The following is an 18986-nucleotide window of genomic DNA, read 5'->3' on the forward strand; positions in this document are numbered from 1 at the left end:
GGGCGCTCGTCCGAGACGCCCCGCCGCCCCCCACAGGCACGGGCGTCCACCGCAGTCCACCGAACCGGGGCCCGTACCTCGATGTCCGTGCAGAGTCACACGGCAGCCCAGCAAGACCTCGCTGCCACACCTGAGTTCCCGCGTCACGTCGTGACCGCGGTCCTCGTCGCCCACGACGGAGCCCGCTGGCTGCCCGACGCGCTCGCCGGGCTGCTCGGCCAGGAGCGCCCCGTCCAGTACGCCGTGGCCGCCGACACCGGCAGCGCCGACGACTCCTCCCGGCTGGTCGCCGACGCCCTCGGTGACGACCGCGTGCTCCATCTCGCCCGGCGCACCGGCTTCGGCCAGGCCGTGGAGGAGGCCGCGCGCACCGCCCCCCTCCTCACCCCTGAGCACCTGCCGTACCTGCGCCGGCCCAGCGGCTGGGACCCCGTCACGCGCACCTGGCGCGACGACGCCTACGACATGCCGGAGCTCCCGCACGGAGAGCCGGTCCAGTGGCTGTGGCTGCTGCACGACGACTGCGCCCCCGAACCCGACGCCCTCGCCCAGCTGCTGCGCGTCGTGGACACCGAGTACGAACTCGGCCGCGAGGACGTCGCCGTCGTCGGCCCCAAGCTCCGCGGCTGGTACGACCGCCGTCAGCTGCTGGAGGTCGGCGTCTCCATCGCCAACTCCGGCCGCCGCTGGACCGGGCTGGACCGTCGCGAGCAGGACCAGGGCCAGCACGACCACGTCCGCCCTGTGCTGTCGGTGTCCACCGCCGGCATGCTCGTCCGGCGCGATGTCTTCGAGCGGCTCGGCGGCTTCGACCGCCGGCTGCCCCTGATGCGCGACGACGTCGACCTGTGCTGGCGCGCGCACGCCGAGGGGCTGCGCGTCCTCGTCGCCCCCGAGGCGGTCGTCCGCCACGCCGAGGCCGCCTCGCGCGAGCGCCGCGCCGTCGACTGCGCGGGGCGCACCACCGCCTCCCCGCACAAGGTGGACAAGGCGGGCGCCGTCCACACCCTCCTCGTCAACGTCCGCACCGCGGCCCTGCCCTGGGTGCTCCTGCGCATCGTCCTCGGCACCCTGCTGCGGACCGTCGCCTACCTCGTCGGCAAGGTCCCCGGTCAGGCCCTCGACGAGATCCGCGGCCTGCTGAGCGTCCTGCTGCGACCCGAGCGCATCATCGCCGGCCGTCGCGAACGCGGGCGCCCGCAGATCGAGAAGGACGAGCTGCGGCCCCTGTTCCCGCCGCCCGGCGCGACCGTCCGCGCCACCGTCGAGCAGGTCGCGGGCGATCTCTTCGGCGGTTCCGACGCCGAGGCCGCCGCGGGCGCCGGACGGCACGGCGGGGGCATCGAGTCCGGACCCGGCGGCGACGACGCCGACTTCCTGGAGATCGAGCAGTTCGCCCGCCTCAAGCGCATCGCCCGCAAGCCCGGCCCGGTGCTCTTCCTGGTGCTGCTGCTCGTCTCCCTGGCCGCCTGCCGCGCGCTCTTCGGCGGCGGCGCCCTGGCCGGTGGCGCGCTGCTGCCCGCACCGGCCGGCGCGGGCGAGCTGTGGTCGCGGTACACGGACGCCTGGCACACCGTGGGCACCGGCGGCACCGCCTCGGCGCCGCCCTACCTCGCGATCGTCGCCACGCTCGCGACCGTGCTGCTCGGGTCCACCGGCCTGGCCCTGACCCTGCTGCTGGTCTGCTCGGTACCCCTTGCGGGCGCCACCGCGTACTTCGCCTCCCGGCCGCTGGTCCAGTCCCGGCTGCTGCGCGCCTGGGCCGCCGTTGCCTACGCCTTCCTGCCGGCCGTCACCGGCGCCCTCGCCGGCGGCCGCATCGGCACCGCCGTCCTCGCCGTACTGCTGCCGCTCGTCGCGCGCGCGGGCGTCGCGGCGGCGGGCCTGGCCAACTCCTCCGGTGTCCGCGGCAGCTGGCGCGCCACCTGGGCGTACGCCCTGCTGCTGACCGTCACCACCGCCTTCACGCCGGTGGTGTGGCCCGTCGCGCTCGTCCTCGGTGCCGGGGTCCTGGCCCTGCGCCGCGCCGAGATCACGGCCTACGGGCTGCGCTTCCTCGCCCAGCTCGGCACTCCGCTGCTGCTGCTCGCCCCCTGGTCCCTGTCGCTGCTGCCCTTCGGCTTCTTCGACGAGGCCGGGCTGGAGTACGGCGCCTCGGCCGCCTCCGCGCTCGACCTGCTCGGTGCCGGCCCCGGCGGGCCCGGCACCGTCGGCGGGCTGTTCCTCATCGGCATCGTGCTGGCCGCGCTGGCCGCCCTGCTGCGCTCCGAGCGCCAGTTGGCCGTCCGGGCGGCCTGGGCCGTCGCCCTGGTCGCCCTGGTCTTCGCGGTCCTGTCCAACCGCTCCGCCTGGGCCGGGCCCGCCACCCTCGTCTACGGCATCGCCCTGCTGTCCGCCGCCACGCTCGGCGCCGACGGAGCGCGCTTCCGGGTGGCCGAGCAGAGCTTCGGCTGGCGCCAGCCCGTCGCCGCCCTGATCGCCCTCGCCTCGGCCCTCGGCCCGCTGATCGCCGCCGCGGGCTGGATGTTCGGCGGCGCCGACGGCCCCGTGGAGCGACGCGACCCGGTGCAGGTGCCCGCGTTCGTCGCCGAGGAGAGCCACACCCGCGACCAGGCCCGCACCCTCGTCCTCGACAGCGACTCCGCGGCGCACGTGGGCTACATGCTGGTCCGCGGCTCCGGCGCCCGCCTGGGCGACGGTGAACTGGCCACCGGCGACGGCGGGAACGGCACGCTGGACAAGGTCGTCGCCAACCTCGTGGCCGGGTCGGGCGCCGACCAGGCCGACCAGCTCGGCGGGTTTGCCGTGCGCTACGTGCTCGTGCACAAGGGCGCGCCGCGCGAGGTCACCCGCGTCCTGGACGCCACGCCCGGTCTGAGCAGGCTCAGCCAGCAGGACGGCAGCGGACTGTGGCGGGTGGACCAGGAGGTCGCGCGCGCGACCATCGTGTCCGGCGAGAAGTCCGCTGCCGGGAAGTCCGGCGCGGGCGAGCCCCGGCCCGTGGCGGCCGGGCCCGTCGAGATCCACACGGACATCGAGGCGGGCACCGACGGCCGCGTCCTGCGCCTGGCCGACACCGCAGCCGAGGGCTGGACGGCCACCCTGGACGGCAAGCCGCTCACCCGCACCACGGTCGACGGCTGGGCCCAGGGCTTCGAACTCCCGGCCTCCGGCGGCCGGCTGGACGTCACCTACGACGACCCGTTCACGCACACGGCCTGGCTGTGGGTGCAGGGGCTCCTCGGCGTCGTCCTCGTCGTCCTCGCCCTGCCCGGCAGGCGCCGTGACGTCGACGACGACCTGCCCGACGAGCCGCTCGTCCCCGCCCGGCCCGTCGAGGGCGAAGGCCGCCGGGCACGGCGACTGCGCGCCCAGGCCGAGGCCGAGGCGGAGGCCCCGGCGGCGCCGGGAGCGGAGCCGCAGCCGCATCCCGGGACGGCGGGCGAGCCCGCCGAGCAGCCCGAGCCGCCCGCCGAGGCGCCCGCGCCGGTTCCGCAGCAGCCGGCGTACGGCGCATGGGACTCGGCGCAGTACGCCGCCGAGTACGGCTCCTACGACGGCACCTACGGCGGCGAGCAGTACCAGGGCGGCCAAGGCGCCCAGCCGTACGACCCGGGGGCGTACGCCGGGCAGCCCTACCCGACGGACCCGTACCGGCAGGACGCCTACCAGGGCGGTCAGGACGGCCAGGGGGCGCCGTACGGGACGGGCCAGTACGACCCGTACGCCTACGGCGATCCGACGCAGGGTCAGGACGCGGGTTACGATCCGGCGTTCGGCCAGGCGTACGGCCAGGGCGGCTACGAGACGCCGTACGAACCGCCCCAGGACCAGCAGCAGCCCCACGGCACGGGCAGTGAGCGCCCCGACGGGAGCCAGCAGTGAAGCGCACGACCCTGTCCCTGATCGCCTGCGCGACCGCGCTTGCCGCGGTCACCGGTTTCGCGGCGGTGTCCGCCCCGGACGGCTCCGGCACGGACACCGCCGCGCCGGCCGCCCGCCTGCCCGTGGAGCGCACCAGCCTGCTGTGCCCCGCGCCCAGCACCTCCGACCTCGCCGAGACGGCGTACACGTCCTTCACGCCCGTCACCAAGGGCGCCGACGAGAAGGGCGGCGCCGCCCTCGCGGCCGCGGAGCCGGCCGACGCCCCCGGGGACGGCAAGGCCGACGACAAGTCTGGCGAAAAGGACGAGAAGGGCGAGAAGGGCGGCAAGGAGGAGCCGGTCGTCCGGCCGAAGGCGCCCGGCACGCCCGTGACCGGGAAGACCTCCGGCGCCGACACCCCCGCCCTGATCGGCACCGCCGAGGGCGGCAGCGCGCCGGGCTGGACGGTCCAGCAGACCACCGAGGTCGCCGCCGGGACCGGCCGGGGACTGCAGGGCGTCAACTGCGCGGCCCCGGACACGGAGTTCTGGTTCCCGGGCGCCAGCACCGCGGCAGGCCGCACCGACTACGTGCACCTGACGAACCCGGACGACTCGGCGGCCGTCGTCGACATCGAGCTCTACGGCAAGGACGGAGCCCTGAAGTCCACGGTGGGGGAGGGCGTGACGGTGCCGCCGCACTCCGGTGAGTCCCTGCTGCTGTCCACGCTCAGCGACGTGAAGCAGACCGACCTGACCGTGCACGTCGGCGTGCGCAGTGGGCGGGTCGGCGCCGCGGTGCAGGCGCTGGACGACAAGACCGGCGGCGACTGGCTGCCCGCGGCCGCGGACCCGGCGAGCGACCTCGTGCTGCCGGGCATCCCGAAGGACGCCACCGCCGTACGCCTGGTGCTGTTCACACCCGGCGGCACCGACGCCGACCTGAAGGTGCGCCTCGCCTCGCCGTCGGGGCTGATCACGCCCGCCGGTCACGAGACGGTGCACGTCAAGGCCGGTATGACGACCGGCGTCGACCTCGGCGAGGTGACGCGCGGCGAGGCGGGGTCGCTGGTGCTGACACCGACGGACCGGTCCGTGCCGGTCGTCGCCGCGGTCCGTGTCGTACGGGGCAAGGGTGACGAGCAGGAGTCGGCGTTCATCCCGGCCGCCGATCCGGTCGGCGCGCGCGCGACGGCCGCGGACAACCGGGCCGAGCACACCACGCTGGCCCTGTCCGCACCCGGCGGGACGGCCAAGGTCAGGGTCACGGCGTCCGCGGGCACCGAGGGCGGCTCGACGGCGACCGAGACGTACACGGTCAAGGCCGGTACGACGCAGAACGTGGACGCGCCGGTCCCCGCCGGACTCAAGGGCTCCTACGCGCTGACCGTCGAGACCGTGTCGGGCGGCCCGGTCCACGCGTCGCGGATGCTGACCGGTTCCGACGACGACGTGGCGTCCTTCACCGTGCAGACCCTCCCCGACGACCGGGGCACGGTCTCGGTGCCGAACGCGGAGGAGGACCTGTCGGTCCTGCAGCAGTAGCGGCCGGGGGCCTGCGGGCCCCCGCCGCTCATTCCTCCCCGTAGCGCGGATCCACCGTCTCCGGGGTCAGCCCCAGCAGCTCCGCCACCTGCTCGACGACGACCTCGTGCACCAGCAGCGCGCGCTCGTCGCGCCCCTTGGTGCGGATCTCGACGGGTCGCCGGTACACGACCACCCGGCCCCGGCGCCCGTCCCGCGAGGGCACCATGCCCCCGAGGGGAACGGTCTCGTCGTTCCACGCCTCTCCGGCCGAGGCCGGCCGGGGCACGTCGAGGACGAGGAAGTCGATGTCGGCGAGTTGCGGCCAGCGCCGCTCCAGGCGCTCCACGGAGTCCTGCACCAGGTCCGCGAACACCTCGCCACGGCTGGCGGCGAGTGGCACCTGCGGGGGTGCGACCGGGCCGCGCATGCCCCGACCGTGGCGATCACGACGGCGGGGTCCTGGGCGGCCGGCATCACGGGGCGTCACGGGGTTGTCCATCACTGGTGAAGGGTAGTCCCCGCCGGGGCGCGGCGCCGGACCGCGCGCGCCTCGGCGGCGGTGTGGCGGAGACTTGCTCCGCTTGTCGCCGGATGACCATTCCAGCCAAGGTTGGGCTCGATTTCGTATCCCTCCGTGACCGTGAAACCCAAGGCAAATGTCGTTGTTTGTATCGGGTCGTGACCGTCCGGCGGGCCGCGCGGTCTCGCCGAGACGGGCGTCCGCGCAGGTCGAAAGGGGGTGTTCCGGAAGGGGTGCAGGTCGTTTCACGCCACGACACGGAGGTGTGACCCGGTGGCCAGTCGTCGCGGCCCGCTCAAGAGTGCGGTACCGTCCAACATCGTGAGCCCTGTACGTCGCTGTTCGCGCACCGCCTGCGGCCGTCCCGCCGTCGCGACGCTGACGTACGTCTACGCCGACTCGACCGCGGTCCTCGGCCCGCTCGCCACCTACGCCGAACCCCACTGCTACGACCTGTGCGCCGAGCACTCCGAGCGCCTCACCGCCCCGCGCGGCTGGGAGGTCGTCCGCCTGCTCGACGGATCGGCCCCCGCCCGCCCCAGCGGCGACGACCTGGAGGCGCTCGCCAACGCGGTGCGCGAGGCGGCCCGGCCCCAGGAGCGGGCGGCCGAGGCCGGCGGCGGTGCGCGGACGGCCGACCCGATGGAGGTCGCGCGCCGCGGCCACCTGCGGGTGCTGCGCTCGCCCGACAACTGAGCCCCGCCCGACGGGATCTCACCCCCCACGCGCCGTGTGCTCGGTCACATCCGTTGCCGCACACCCATTGACTCCCCCTTGTCGCGGACACGACCATTCCGGAAGCCGCGAGAAATCGCTTTCACATGGCGGAATCCGGGGAGGCGTCCGTGTACGTGCAGGAGCTGGAACCCGTCGCCGGTTCACTCGGCCTGTCCGCCCTGGTGGCGGCCCTGCCGCTGGTGATCGTCCTGGTCCTGCTGGGCGGCGTCCGCATGAAGGCCCATCTGGCCGGCCTCATCGGTCTCCTGGCCGCCGTACTGGTCGCCTGGCTCGCCTACGGCATGCCGCTGGACCAGACGGCCTCCAGCGCCGTGCAAGGAGCCGTTTTCGGCCTCTTCCCCATCCTGTGGATCGTCGTGAACGCCCTGTGGGTCTACCGGATGACCGTCCGCACCCGGCACTTCGACATCCTGCGCCGCTCCTTCGGCCGGCTCTCCGACGACCCCCGGATCCAGGCCCTCGTCGTCGCCTTCTGCTTCGGTGCCCTCCTGGAGGCCCTCGCCGGGTTCGGCGCGCCGGTCGCGATCTGCTCGGTCATGCTCGTCGCCCTCGGATTCGACCCGGTGCGCGCCGCCGTCGTCTCGCTGGTCGCCAACACCGCGCCGGTCGCCTTCGGCGCGATGGGCACCCCGGTGGTGACCCTGGCCCAGGTCACCGGGCTGCCCCTGGACGACGTCGCCTCCGTGGTCGGCCGCCAGACGCCCCTGCTGGCCCTCGTCGTCCCGCTGCTCCTGGTCGCCCTGGTCGCCCTGGTCGACGGACGGCGCGGACTGCGCGAGACCTGGATCCCGGCCCTGTCCTGCGGAGTGGCCTTCGCCGTCGCCCAGTTCGCCGCCTCCAACTACGTCTCCGCCCAGCTCGCCGACATCGCCGCCGCGCTGATCGGCGCCGGCGCCCTGGTCGCCGTACCGCACTCCCGCAGGCCCGCCGCCGAGCCCGTACGGGCCTCCGTGCTGACCGGCGTACGCAGCGAGGAGCTGGACGCGGAGGACTCCCCGCGGGAGGTGGTGCGGGCCTACGCGCCGTACGCGCTGATCGTCGCCGTGTTCTCCGTGGCGCAGATCCCCGCGGTGAAGGACTGGCTGGCGCGGGCCACGCAGTCCTACGACTGGCCGTTCCTCGACGTCGCCGACGCCGAGGGCACCCGGGTCGGCGGCAACGTCTTCTCCTGGCCGATCGTCTCCACCGGCGGCACCCTCGTGCTGCTCGCCGGGCTGGCCACCGCCGCCGTCCTCGGCGTGCACGCGCGCGTGGCGGTCAGGGAGTGGCTCGCCACCGTGCACGAACTGCGGTTCGCGATCCTCACCGTCACCTCGGTCCTCGCCCTCGCCTACGTCATGAACCTCTCCGGACAGGCCGCCACCATCGGCCACTTCGTCGCGGCCGCGGGCGCCGGGCTCGCCTTCCTGTCCCCGGTGCTCGGCTGGTTCGGCGTCGCCGTCTCCGGCTCCGACACCTCGGCCAACGCGCTCTTCGGTGCCCTCCAGGTGACCGCGGCGCGGGAGTCCGGTCTCTCGCCGGAGCTGCTGGCCGCCGCCAACAGCTCCGGCGGCGTCCTCGGCAAGATGATCTCGCCGCAGAACCTCACCATCGCCTGCGCCGCCGTCGGACTCGCGGGCCGCGAGGGCGACCTGCTGCGCAAGGTGCTGCCTTGGAGCCTGGGCCTGCTGCTGGTCATGTGCCTGATCGTGGTCGGGCAGTCCACGGTGGTCCTGGGCTGGATGCTGCCCTGACCTCCGGGAACCACCCGGGCGGCCCGGCGGTCCTCACGGGGTAGTTTGTGGGGCCCGACAGGACTTTCAGGAAGGTTGGCCGTGGCTGCTGATCTGTCGCAGATCGTGAAGGCGTACGACGTGCGCGGTGTCGTCCCGGACCAGTGGGACGAGTCGCTGGCCGAGCTGTTCGGCGCGGCCTTCGTCGAGCTGACCGGCGCGAGCGCCCTCGTCGTCGGCCACGACATGCGGCCCTCGTCCCCGAGCCTGTCCGGTGCCTTCGCGCGCGGGGCGGCGGCCCGGGGTGCCGACGTGACCGGGATCGGCCTGTGCTCCACCGACCAGCTGTACTACGCGTCCGGCGCGCTGGACCTGCCCGGCGCCATGTTCACCGCCTCGCACAACCCCGCCCGGTACAACGGCATCAAGCTGTGCCGCGCGGGCGCCGCCCCCGTCGGCCAGGACACCGGCCTCGCCGACATCCGCGCCCTGGTGGAGCGCTGGAGCGACTCCGGCGCCCCGGAACCCGCGGCCCGCCCCGGCACCGTCACTCGGCGCGACGTCCTCGCCGACTACGCGGCCCACCTGCGCTCCCTCGTCGACCTGCGCACCATCCGGCCCCTCAAGGTCGTCGTCGACGCCGGCAACGGCATGGGCGGCCACACTGTCCCGACGGTCTTCGCCGGCCTGCCCCTCGACCTCGTGCCGATGTACTTCGAGCTCGACGGCACCTTCCCCAACCACGAGGCCAACCCGCTCGACCCGGCCAACCTCGTCGACCTGCAGAAGCGCGTCCGCGAGGAGGGCGCCGACCTCGGACTCGCGTTCGACGGCGACGCCGACCGCTGCTTCGTCGTCGACCAGAACGGCGACCCGGTCTCCCCGTCCGCCGTCACCGCCCTCGTCGCCGCCCGCGAACTGGCCCGCAACGGCGGCCGCGGCACGGTCATCCACAACCTCATCACCTCCCGGTCCGTCCCGGAGGTCGTGCGCGAGAACGGCGGGACCCCGGCACGCACGCGTGTGGGCCACTCCTTCATCAAGGCCGAGATGGCCAGGACGGGTGCCATCTTCGGCGGCGAGCACTCCGCGCACTACTACTTCCGTGACTTCTGGAACGCCGACACCGGCATGCTGGCCGCCCTCCACGTCCTCGCCGCCCTCGGCGAGCAGGCGGGGCCGCTGTCCGACCTGGTCGCCGCCTACGACCGCTACGCGGGATCCGGCGAGATCAACTCCACCGTCGCCGACCAGCAGGCCCGTCTCGCCGCGATCCGGGCCGCGTACGAGGACCGCGACGACGTCACCCTGGACGAGCTGGACGGCCTCACCGTCCAGGCGCCCGACTGGTGGTTCAACGTCCGCCCCTCCAACACCGAGCCCCTGCTCCGCCTGAACGCGGAGGCCCGTGACGAGGCGACGATGGCCAAGGTGCGGGACGAGGCTCTGGCGATCATCCGCGCCTAAGGGATGACCTTTGGGTCCTGCCGCGCGGCCGCACGCATCAGACCGCGCTCGGGCCGGCAACGAGGAACCCTCCCCCGGAGCCGGCCTGATCCGAACGACACCCCCCTGGCCGCTGCGGACGGCCGTCCCCCGCCGCCGCGGACGGCCGTGTCTCCGCCGCCGCGGGCAGCCGTGCCGTCCGTCCGGCCGCAACCGCGGGCAGAGGTACCGCCGGGGCGGCCCGGGTGCGCGCAGCCGCCCCGGAGGGCTCCGGACCCCGCCCCTCGGCGGTGACGCCGGAATCGACGGAGGCCCTCCGCGCGAGTCCCGTCCCGGCGGTACCCTGACCAGCACATCCACACAAGCCCCACCGCCCCCGAAGGGAACCCCCATGCCGCTCGAAGCCGGCCTCCTGGAGATCCTCGCCTGCCCCGCCTGCCACGCCCCTCTCGAGGAGCGGGACGCGGAGCTGATCTGCACCGGTCAGGACTGCGGCCTGGCGTACCCGGTGCGCGACGGCATCCCCGTCCTCCTCGTCGACGAAGCCCGCCGCCCCGGATAACGGCCGCCCGGGCGACCGGCAACCCGGCGACGACGACCCCGCGCAATCGAACGAACGCCCCGGCGATCGGAGACCTGCCGCCATGCTCGACGAATCGCTCCTCGACGCCCCGGAGCGCCTCACCGAGGCCGACCGCCGCGGCCTGCTCCGCGGCGCCGCCGAGGCCGGTGCCCGCGTGCGCACCGCCGCCCGGCACGCCGCCGAGGCCGGCGTCGGCAACCTCAAGCCGGACGGCCGCCCCCGCGCCGTACTGATCGCAGGCCCCGGCGCCGCGGCCACCCATGCCGCCGACCTCCTCGGCACCCTGGCCGGCGCCGGCAGCCCCGTGACCCGCCTCGCCCCCACCGGCGTCGCCCCCGCTGCGGGCGCCCTGCGCTGGGAGCTGCCCGGCTGGGCCGGCTCCGTGGACCTGTTGCTGATCGCCACCCCCGACGGGGCCGAGCCGGGCCTGTCCCTGCTCGCCGAGCAGGCCTACCGGCGGGGTTGCACGGTCGTCGCCGTCGCCCCCGCGAGCTCCCCGCTCAACGACGCGGTCAGCGCCTCCCGCGGCCTGTTCATCCCGATGGCGACCGCCCCGTACGACCACGACGAACCGCTCGCCGGTGCCGCCCCCGGCGTCCTGTGGGCGCTGCTCACCCCGCTCCTCGCGCTGCTGGACCGCACCGGGCTGCTGGAGGCGCCGCCCGAGGCCGTCGACAAGGTCGCCGACCGACTCGACCGCATCGCCGAGCGCTGCGGGCCGGCGATCGTCACCTACAGCAACCCCGCCAAGACCCTCGCGGCGGAGCTGGCCGACTCCCTCCCCGTCGTCTGGACCGAGGGCACCTCCGCCGGCCCCGCGGGCCGCCGCTTCGCCGCCGCCCTCGCCGAGCTGTCCGGCACCCCGGCGGTCGTCGCCGAGCTGCCCGAAGCGCTCGCCGCGCACAGCGCCCTGCTCGCCGGCCGGCTCGCCGCGGGCGCCGACCCCGACGACTTCTTCCGTGACCGCGTCGAGGAACCGGCCGCCCTGCACGCACGCGTGGTGCTCCTGCGCGACCGGCCCACCGGCGGCCTCACCGCCGCCCCCAACGCCCGTGACCTGGCCCTCGGTCACGACACGCCGATCAGCGAGCTGGAGCCGGAAGAGGGCGGCGAACTGGAGACCCTCGCCGAACTGATCGCCATCACGGATTTCGCCGCCGTCTACCTGGCACTCGCCTCGGGAGCCTGAACCCCACGCACCATCTCCGACGGACGGCCCCCACGGCCGACCTCCCCGTACGCCCACCCGCGTACCACCGCGCACGCACCGGCAGAGAGAGCCCATGGACCGCCTCGACAACACCGTCCGCCCCTACGCCTGGGGTTCCACCACCGCGATCCCGACCCTGCTCGGGACCGAGCCGACCGGTGAACCGCAGGCGGAGATGTGGATGGGCGCCCACCCCGGCGCGCCCTCCCGCACCGGCCGGGGCACCCTGGCCGACGTCGTCGACGCCGACCCCGAGAAGGAACTCGGCGCCGCCGCCGTGGCCAAATTCGGCCCGCGCCTGCCCTTCCTCCTGAAGCTCCTCGCCGCCGGCGCCCCGCTCTCCCTCCAGGTCCACCCCGACCTCGCCCAGGCCAGGGCCGGTTACGAGGACGAGGAGCGCCGCGGCGTCCCCGTGGACGCCCCGCACCGCAACTACAAGGACGCCAACCACAAGCCCGAACTGGTCTGCGCCCTCACCGACTTCGACGGGCTGTGCGGCTTCCGCGCCCCGGCCGAGACGGCCGACCTGCTCGACGGTCTCGACGTCGCCTCCCTCAAGCCGTACGTGGACCTGCTGCGCGCCCACCCCGAGGACGCCGCCCTGCGCGAGGTGCTCACCGCGATCCTCACCGCGGACCCCGACGAGATGGCCCACACGGTCACCGAGACAGCGGCCGCCTGCGACCGCCTCGGCGGCGCCTACCGGCCGTACGCCGACATCGCCCACCACTACCCGGGCGACCCCGGCGTCCTCGCCGCGATGCTCCTCAACCACGTACGCCTGCAGCCCGGCGAGGCCCTGTACCTCGGCGCCGGCATCCCGCACGCCTACCTCAACGGCCTCGGCGTCGAGATCATGGCCAACTCCGACAACGTCCTGCGCTGCGGCCTCACCCCCAAGCACGTCGACGTCCCCGAACTCCTGCGCGTCGTCCGCTTCGAGGCGGGCGACCCCGGCGTCCTGCGCCCGGAGGCGTCACCCGACGGCGAAGAGGTCTACGACACCCCGATCGACGAGTTCCGCCTGTCCCGCTACGTCCTGCCCGAGGGATCCGCACCCCACGAACTCACCCTGGCCACGCCGCAGATCCTGCTCTGCACGGCGGGCACCGTACGGGCCGGCGAGCACGAACTGGCCCCCGGCCGCTCCGTCTTCGTCCCGGCGCACGAAAAGGCCGAAGTGTCCGGAACAGGCACCCTCTTCCGGGCCACCGTACGCGTCTGACACCTGCCTCACACGGGTCTGCCGGGCCCCCGACGGGGCATCCGGCACCTCGGGGTCCGAGCGGGCTGCAACAATGGCGCACCGCAAAGGAGGGGCAAAGCCGGTACCGGCCGTGCCCACCGGTGCACAGACGCAGACCGATCAGACGAAGCAGACGCAGGCGAAGGGACACGCGACACATGAGCGCGTCAGGCGGTACCAGGGCGATCGTGGCGGCACTGCTCGCCAACCTCTCGATCGCGGTGGCGAAATTCGTGGCGTTCCTCTTCAGCGGATCGTCGTCGATGCTCGCCGAGTCGGTGCACTCGGTCGCCGACTCCGGCAACCAGGGCCTGCTGCTCCTGGGCGGCAAGCGGGCCCAGCGCCAGGCGACGCCGCAACACCCCTTCGGCTTCGGCCGCGAGCGCTTCATCTACGCCTTCCTCGTCTCCATCGTGCTCTTCTCGCTCGGCGGCATGTTCGCCCTCTACGAGGGCTACGAGAAGATCAAGCACCCGCACGAACTGGAGCACTGGTACTGGCCGGTGGGCGTCCTGGTCTTCGCGATCATCGCCGAGGGCTTCTCCTTCCGGACCGCCATCAAGGAGTCCAACCCCCAGCGCGGCAAGGAGTCCTGGAAGGACTTCATCCGGCACGCCAAGGCCCCGGAACTGCCGGTCGTCCTCCTGGAGGACTTCGGCGCCCTCGTCGGTCTGGTCCTCGCCCTCGGCGGAGTCGGCCTCGCCCTGCTCACCGGTGACGGCGTCTGGGACGGCATCGGCACGCTGTGCATCGGCATCCTGCTCATCCTGATCGCGCTGGTCCTCGCCGCCGAGACCAAGTCGCTGCTCCTCGGCGAGTCCGCCGGCGCCGACGTCGTCCGGCGGATCGAGACCGCGGCCGTCGCCGGCGACACCGTCACCGGCATCATCCACATGCGCACCCTCCACCTCGGCCCCGAGGAACTGCTCGTCGCCGCCAAGATCGCGGTCCGCCACGACGGCACCGCGACGGAGATCGCCTCCGCGATCGACGCCGCCGAGTCCCGCATCCGCGAGGCGGTCCCGATCGCCCGCGTCATCTACCTGGAGCCGGACATCTACAGCGAGTCCGAGGCCGCCAAGGGCCCCGACCCGGAGGCGACCCCCGGCGGCCCCACCACACCGCCCGCCGCCCACTGACCGACGCCCCGCGCCCGCTGTCCCCGCCCGCTGTCACCCTTCGTGAACGTCCGGAAGTGTTCGGAGGCGGACTGGGGACGGCGGGCGCGCGCGGTGTAGCTTGGATCGGAGCCAGACGTCGCTGCTGATGGCGGTCGGGCGGCCCCGGACGGGCCGGCCGAGGGAGAGAGGGCCTCCGACGGACTGCGCTGCGCGTACGCGGGCATGCCTGTGTCCTCTTCCGGGCACCCCTGTGTCCGCCGCCGCGCAGGTCAGCCGTACCCACCTCGACCCAACCCGAGGAGCAGCCCGTAATGACGACTGTCGACAGCCGACAGGACTTCAAGGTCGCCGACCTCTCCCTGGCCGCGTTCGGCCGCAAGGAGATCACTCTCGCCGAGCACGAGATGCCGGGCCTGATGGCGATCCGCAAGGAATACGCCGACGCCCAGCCCCTCGCCGGCGCCCGCGTCACCGGCTCCCTGCACATGACCGTGCAGACCGCCGTGCTCATCGAGACCCTGGTCGCCCTCGGCGCCGAGGTCCGCTGGGCCTCCTGCAACATCTTCTCCACCCAGGACCACGCGGCCGCCGCCATCGCCGTCGGCCCGAACGGCACGCCCGAGGACCCGCAGGGCGTCCCCGTCTTCGCCTGGAAGGGCGAGACGCTCGAGGAGTACTGGTGGTGCACGGAGCAGGCGCTGACCTGGCCGAACACCCCCACCGGCGGCCCGAACATGATCCTGGACGACGGCGGTGACGCCACCCTCCTCGTCCACAAGGGCGTCGAGTACGAGAAGGACGGCAAGGTCCCCTCGGTCGACACCGCCGAGTCCGACGAGCACCGCGTCATCCTCGAACTCCTCACCCGCACGGTCAGCGAGAGCCCGCAGAAGTGGACCCAGCTGGCGTCCGAGATCCGCGGCGTGACCGAGGAGACCACGACCGGCGTCCACCGCCTGTACGAGATGCACCGCGACGGCACCCTCCTGTTCCCGGCGATCAACGTCAACGACGCGGTCACCAAGTCGAAGTTCGACAACAAGTACGGCTGCCGCCACTCCCTGATCGACGGCATCAACCGCGCCACCGACGTCCTCATCGGCGGCAAGACCGCCGTCGTCTGCGGCTACGGCGACGTGGGCAAGGGCTGCGCGGAGTCCCTGCGCGGCCAGGGCGCACGCGTGATCATCACCGAGATCGACCCGATCTGCGCCCTGCAGGCGGCGATGGACGGCTACCAGGTCACGACGCTGGACGAGGTCGTCGACAAGGCCGACATCTTCGTCACCACGACCGGCAACAAGGACATCATCATGGCCTCGGACATGGCCAAGATGAAGCACCAGGCCATCGTCGGCAACATCGGCCACTTCGACAACGAGATCGACATGGCTGGCCTCGCCAAGACCCCCGGCATCGTCAAGGACGAGGTCAAGCCGCAGGTCCACACCTGGACCTACCCCGACGGCAAGGTGCTCATCGTCCTCTCCGAGGGCCGCCTGCTGAACCTGGGCAACGCCACCGGGCACCCGTCCTTCGTGATGTCCAACTCCTTCGCGGACCAGACCCTGGCCCAGATCGAGCTGTTCACCAAGCCCGACGAGTACCCGACCGACGTCTACGTGCTGCCCAAGCACCTGGACGAGAAGGTCGCCCGGCTCCACCTCGACTCCCTCGGCGTCAAGCTGACCACGCTCCGCAAGGAGCAGGCCGACTACATCGGCGTCAAGGTCGAGGGCCCGTACAAGGCGGACCACTACCGCTACTGAGTCACCGGTTCCTCCGAGGCAGGCCCCCGCACCCCCGTGTCGGGGGCCTGCCCCATCGGTGCCGCGTCCGCGTCAGCGGCCGGACCGGCCCGTCACCATCCAGGACGCCCATGCCCCGCGGCCGATATTCGCTCCACGATCCGCACGACCACACCCCCCTCTCAGAAGAACACTTCCAATGCGCCCCCGGCCCCTCCGGCTGGCGCTACGTCTCCCGGCTGACCGCCCCCACCGGAGACCACCTCGGCTCCGTCGACCTCGCCCTCGACGAACTCGGCCGGCCCATCCGTCTGGAGGTCCACGCCGCCGACTGGCAGGTGCGCGGTGCGGCCATCGACGGAGTCACCTGGGTCCGAACCGACCCCACCGGACTCCACGCCGCCGAAGGCAATGCGCGCGCCCACGCCTTCACCGGCACGTCCCCGGCCTTCCTCGTCGCCGTGACCCGTCTCCTGCGTCTCGCCCCCTCCCCGTCAGCCACCCGCGTACGACTGGTCGCCCTCACCGACCCGGTCCTCGCCCCCCGCACCGTGGACCAGTCCTGGGCCTTGCTGAACAGAGAAGCACACGCCACTGACAACGGACCCCTGACCGTGGACGAATACCAGGTCACAGCTCTGGACACGGGCGAACAGCACTCCGTGCACATCGCCGGTGACGTCGTCCTCGCGGCCCCCGGCATCGAGCTGGAAGACCTGGAGACACCACCGTCCGTGTTCCGGTGAGCGGCGCAGCCGGCCGTGCCGACGCGGGCGGTCCGTGCCTACGCGGGCGGTACGAACCCGGTGCCGGACGGGCGAGCCGCGCCTACGCAGGCGGTACGAACCCGGTGCCGGGTCGGTCGCCCCGCGGCTCGTCCCCCGACCCTTCGGGGCGGCCCCCCGCCGGCGGCCCGGTCGGACGGTCGGCCGGCGCAGGGGGCGGCGGCGGGACGGCCGAGGCGGGAGCCACCGGAAGCACCGGCACCCCGGGCGGCACGGCCGCCGCCGGAGGAGCGCCCCCACCCGCCGGCGCGTCGCCGGTCGCCCGCCGGGCCTCCCTGACCTGTCGCTCCTGCAGTACCGCCGCCAGGTAGGCGGGCGGCGGAATCTCCCGCGGCACCGGAGAACCGGTACGGGCGGCCACGTCGGCGGCGAGCCGCTCGGCCATCGCCCAGCCGACCCGCGGGTCCAGCTGTCCCATCCGGGTCAGGTACTGACGCACGGCGAGCCACAGATCGTCGGGCACCGCGGACAGGTCGAGCCCAGCGAAGCGCCCCGCCAGCCACGGCGGAGGCGGCGGCATGAAACCCGCCGACGAGGACGGCACCCTCTCCCGCACGACGAGCGTGCCCGCGAACACGTCACCGAGCCGCCGTCCCCGTGCGGACACCAGGGAGGCGACACAGGCGACCACGCCCAACGTCATGAGGATCTCGATCACGCCGATCAGGCCCCGCACCAACGAGTGCCGGAACCGGATCGGACCACCGTCGTCCCGCACCACCCGCAGCCCGCACGCCGCCTTCCCGAGCGAGCGGCCATGGCTGAGCGTCTCCACGGCGATCGGCCCGCCCACGAGGACCAGGACGAAGGTCGCGATCGACAGCGCGGTCTGCGCCGCCACGTCCAGGGAGGAAGTGGACACCACCAGCGCGATGGTCACCGCCACGTAGACGGCCACGGCCACCGCCAGGTCGAGCAGAACGGCCAGTGCCCTGCTGGGCAGCCGCGCGGCGCGCAGCTCCAGCGTCACCGCCTCGCCCGTCACCAGCTCACTCACGCCCGACGCCCTTCCCCTGACTGCCCCCGTCCCCGCCAGTCTGCCAAGCTGAGGACGCACCGCGCCGCAGTACGACAAGCTGATCCACGACGAGCCGCCGACGATAGCCGAGGAGCAGGCACACCGATGGACCTCGACGTCTTCGTCTCCGCCCATCGCGCCGAGTGGGACCGCCTCGACGCCCTCCTCCGGCGCCGACGCCGGCTGACCGGCGCCGAGACCGACGAACTCGTCGCCCTCTATCAGCGCACGGCCACCCATCTGTCCCTGATCCAGTCCAGCGCCCCCGACCCCCAGCTCACCGGACGGCTCAGCCAACTCGTGGCACGCGCGCGCAGCACCGTGACAGGCACCCGACGCGCCTCCTGGCGCGACGTCACGCGCTTCCTGACCCAGCAGTTCCCGGCGGCCGTCTACCGCGCACGCCACTGGTGGGTTCCCACCGCCCTCCTGTCGACCGCCGTCGCGGCACTCCTGGGCTGGTGGATCGCCACCCACCCGGAGGTGCAGTCCACCATCGCGGCACCGAGCGAACTGCGCGAGCTGACCCGCCCCGGCGGCCAGTACGAGACGTACTACTCGAGCAACCCGGCCGCCTCGTTCGCGGCCCAGGTCTGGACGAACAACGCCTGGGCCGCCGCGCTCTGCCTCATCCTGGGCGTCTTCCTGGGGCTGCCCGTCATCTGGATCCTCTTCCAGAACATGCTCAACCTCGGCGTCGGTTTCGGACTCATGTCGTCGGCCGGCCGCCTCGACACCTTCCTCGGCCTGGTCCTGCCCCACGGCCTGCTCGAACTGACCGCGGTGTTCGTGGCCGCGGGTACCGGTCTGCGCCTGGGCTGGACCCTCGTCGACCCGGGCCCCCGCACCCGCCGCATCGCGCTCGCCGAAGAGGGCCGGGCTGCCATCGGCATGGCGGTCGGACTGGCTCTCGTCCTCTTCGTGTCCGGCGCCATCGAAGGCTTCGTCACCCCGTCCGGCCTGCCCACCTGGGCCCGCGTCACCATCGGCGTCGTCGCCGAGTCGGCCTTCCTCGCCTACGTCTACGTCCTGGGCGGCCGCGCGGTGCGGGCCGGTGCCACGGGTGACGTCGAGGCTGCCGAACGCAGCGCCACCGTGCCGACGGCCGCCTGATGTGCATCCACCCCTGACGAGCTGCTACTGTCCTCTTCGTTCCCGCAAGAGCCGTTGACACGGAGCGAGCGGGGAGGTAGATTCGAACAGTTGCCTGCAGACGGGTTCACCCCGGAGGGCGACGGTGAACATCTATCTGCTTCCCGAACTCAACGAATTCGATGAAGCACTCTCCCGATGAATCGGAAACGAACGGCCGGTAAGACGGCCTCGAAACTTCTGATAAAGTCGGAACCGCCGGAAAGGGAAACGCGAAAGCGGGAACCTGGAAAGCACCGAGGAAATCGGATCGGAAAGATCTGATAGAGTCGGAAACGCAAGACCGAAGGGAAGCGCCCGGAGGAAAGCCCGAGAGG

At 73.4% G+C, this 18986-nt stretch carries 14 protein-coding genes; 12 read left to right on the top strand and 2 right to left on the bottom strand.

Annotated elements, in window-relative coordinates:
- Positions 1-81: 81 nt before the first annotated feature.
- Together ACIBCJ_RS22875 and ACIBCJ_RS22880 are read left to right on the top strand one after the other, a co-directional pair.
- Complete coding sequence (locus tag ACIBCJ_RS22875; RefSeq protein ID WP_365981464.1) at positions 82-3885, top strand: glycosyltransferase; 3804 nt, start codon at positions 82-84, stop codon at positions 3883-3885.
- Positions 3882-5408, top strand: coding sequence for a DUF5719 family protein (locus tag ACIBCJ_RS22880; RefSeq protein ID WP_365981463.1), 1527 nt, complete (start codon positions 3882-3884; stop codon positions 5406-5408). Before ACIBCJ_RS22875 ends, ACIBCJ_RS22880 begins: the two co-directional genes overlap by 4 nt.
- Before the next feature lie 28 nt (positions 5409-5436).
- On the opposite strand, the gene ACIBCJ_RS22885 is transcribed toward ACIBCJ_RS22880, so the two are convergent.
- Entirely contained in the window at positions 5437-5889 is a 453-nt protein-coding gene (locus tag ACIBCJ_RS22885; RefSeq protein ID WP_362098058.1) for a metallopeptidase family protein, read from the bottom strand.
- A 294-nt stretch (positions 5890-6183) separates the two neighbouring features.
- Here ACIBCJ_RS22885 and ACIBCJ_RS22890 point away from each other — a divergent pair, with 294 nt between their 5' ends.
- The 9 genes from ACIBCJ_RS22890 (at position 6184) to ACIBCJ_RS22930 (ending at position 16460) form a co-directional block, all read left to right on the top strand.
- A complete protein-coding gene (locus ACIBCJ_RS22890; RefSeq protein WP_063789724.1) occupies positions 6184-6606 on the top strand; it encodes a DUF3499 domain-containing protein in 423 nt (140 codons plus the stop codon).
- 149 nt (positions 6607-6755) lie between these two features.
- Positions 6756-8381: an L-lactate permease gene (locus tag ACIBCJ_RS22895; protein WP_365981507.1), complete on the top strand. Its 1626-nt coding sequence runs from the start codon at positions 6756-6758 to the stop codon at positions 8379-8381.
- A gap of 81 nt (positions 8382-8462) precedes the next feature.
- Positions 8463-9827 carry a phosphomannomutase/phosphoglucomutase gene (locus tag ACIBCJ_RS22900; RefSeq protein WP_365981462.1) on the top strand — a complete coding sequence of 455 codons (1365 nt, stop codon included), beginning with the start codon at positions 8463-8465 and terminating at the stop codon, positions 9825-9827.
- Between the two features lie 370 nt (positions 9828-10197).
- Complete coding sequence (locus tag ACIBCJ_RS22905) at positions 10198-10368, top strand: Trm112 family protein (RefSeq protein ID WP_362097966.1); 171 nt, start codon at positions 10198-10200, stop codon at positions 10366-10368.
- A gap of 82 nt (positions 10369-10450) precedes the next feature.
- Entirely contained in the window at positions 10451-11578 is a 1128-nt protein-coding gene (locus ACIBCJ_RS22910) for an SIS domain-containing protein (protein ID WP_362097968.1), read from the top strand.
- Positions 11579-11672: 94 nt separating this feature from the next.
- On the top strand, positions 11673-12824 hold the full coding sequence (gene manA / locus ACIBCJ_RS22915; RefSeq protein WP_365981461.1) for a mannose-6-phosphate isomerase, class I: 1152 nt from the start codon (positions 11673-11675) through the stop codon (positions 12822-12824).
- A 179-nt stretch (positions 12825-13003) separates the two neighbouring features.
- Positions 13004-13984 (top strand): cation diffusion facilitator family transporter, encoded by a 981-nt coding sequence (locus ACIBCJ_RS22920; RefSeq protein WP_362513242.1) that lies wholly within the window; start codon positions 13004-13006, stop codon positions 13982-13984.
- A gap of 293 nt (positions 13985-14277) precedes the next feature.
- Positions 14278-15735 (top strand): adenosylhomocysteinase, encoded by a 1458-nt coding sequence (gene ahcY, locus ACIBCJ_RS22925; RefSeq protein ID WP_362097978.1) that lies wholly within the window; start codon positions 14278-14280, stop codon positions 15733-15735.
- Between the two features lie 110 nt (positions 15736-15845).
- Positions 15846-16460, top strand: a complete 615-nt coding sequence (locus tag ACIBCJ_RS22930) for a hypothetical protein (protein ID WP_365981460.1) — start codon at positions 15846-15848, stop codon at positions 16458-16460.
- An 82-nt stretch (positions 16461-16542) separates the two neighbouring features.
- On the opposite strand, the gene ACIBCJ_RS22935 is transcribed toward ACIBCJ_RS22930, so the two are convergent.
- On the bottom strand, positions 16543-17496 hold the full coding sequence (locus ACIBCJ_RS22935) for an RDD family protein (protein ID WP_365981459.1): 954 nt from the start codon (positions 17494-17496) through the stop codon (positions 16543-16545).
- Positions 17497-17622: 126 nt separating this feature from the next.
- On the opposite strand from ACIBCJ_RS22935, the gene ACIBCJ_RS22940 reads away from it, so the two are divergent.
- Positions 17623-18630, top strand: coding sequence for a stage II sporulation protein M (locus tag ACIBCJ_RS22940; RefSeq protein ID WP_365981458.1), 1008 nt, complete (start codon positions 17623-17625; stop codon positions 18628-18630).
- Positions 18631-18986: the final 356 nt, after the last annotated feature.

This window comes from Streptomyces sp. NPDC051136 (assembly GCF_044455745.1).
GTDB lineage: Bacteria > Actinomycetota > Actinomycetes > Streptomycetales > Streptomycetaceae > Streptomyces.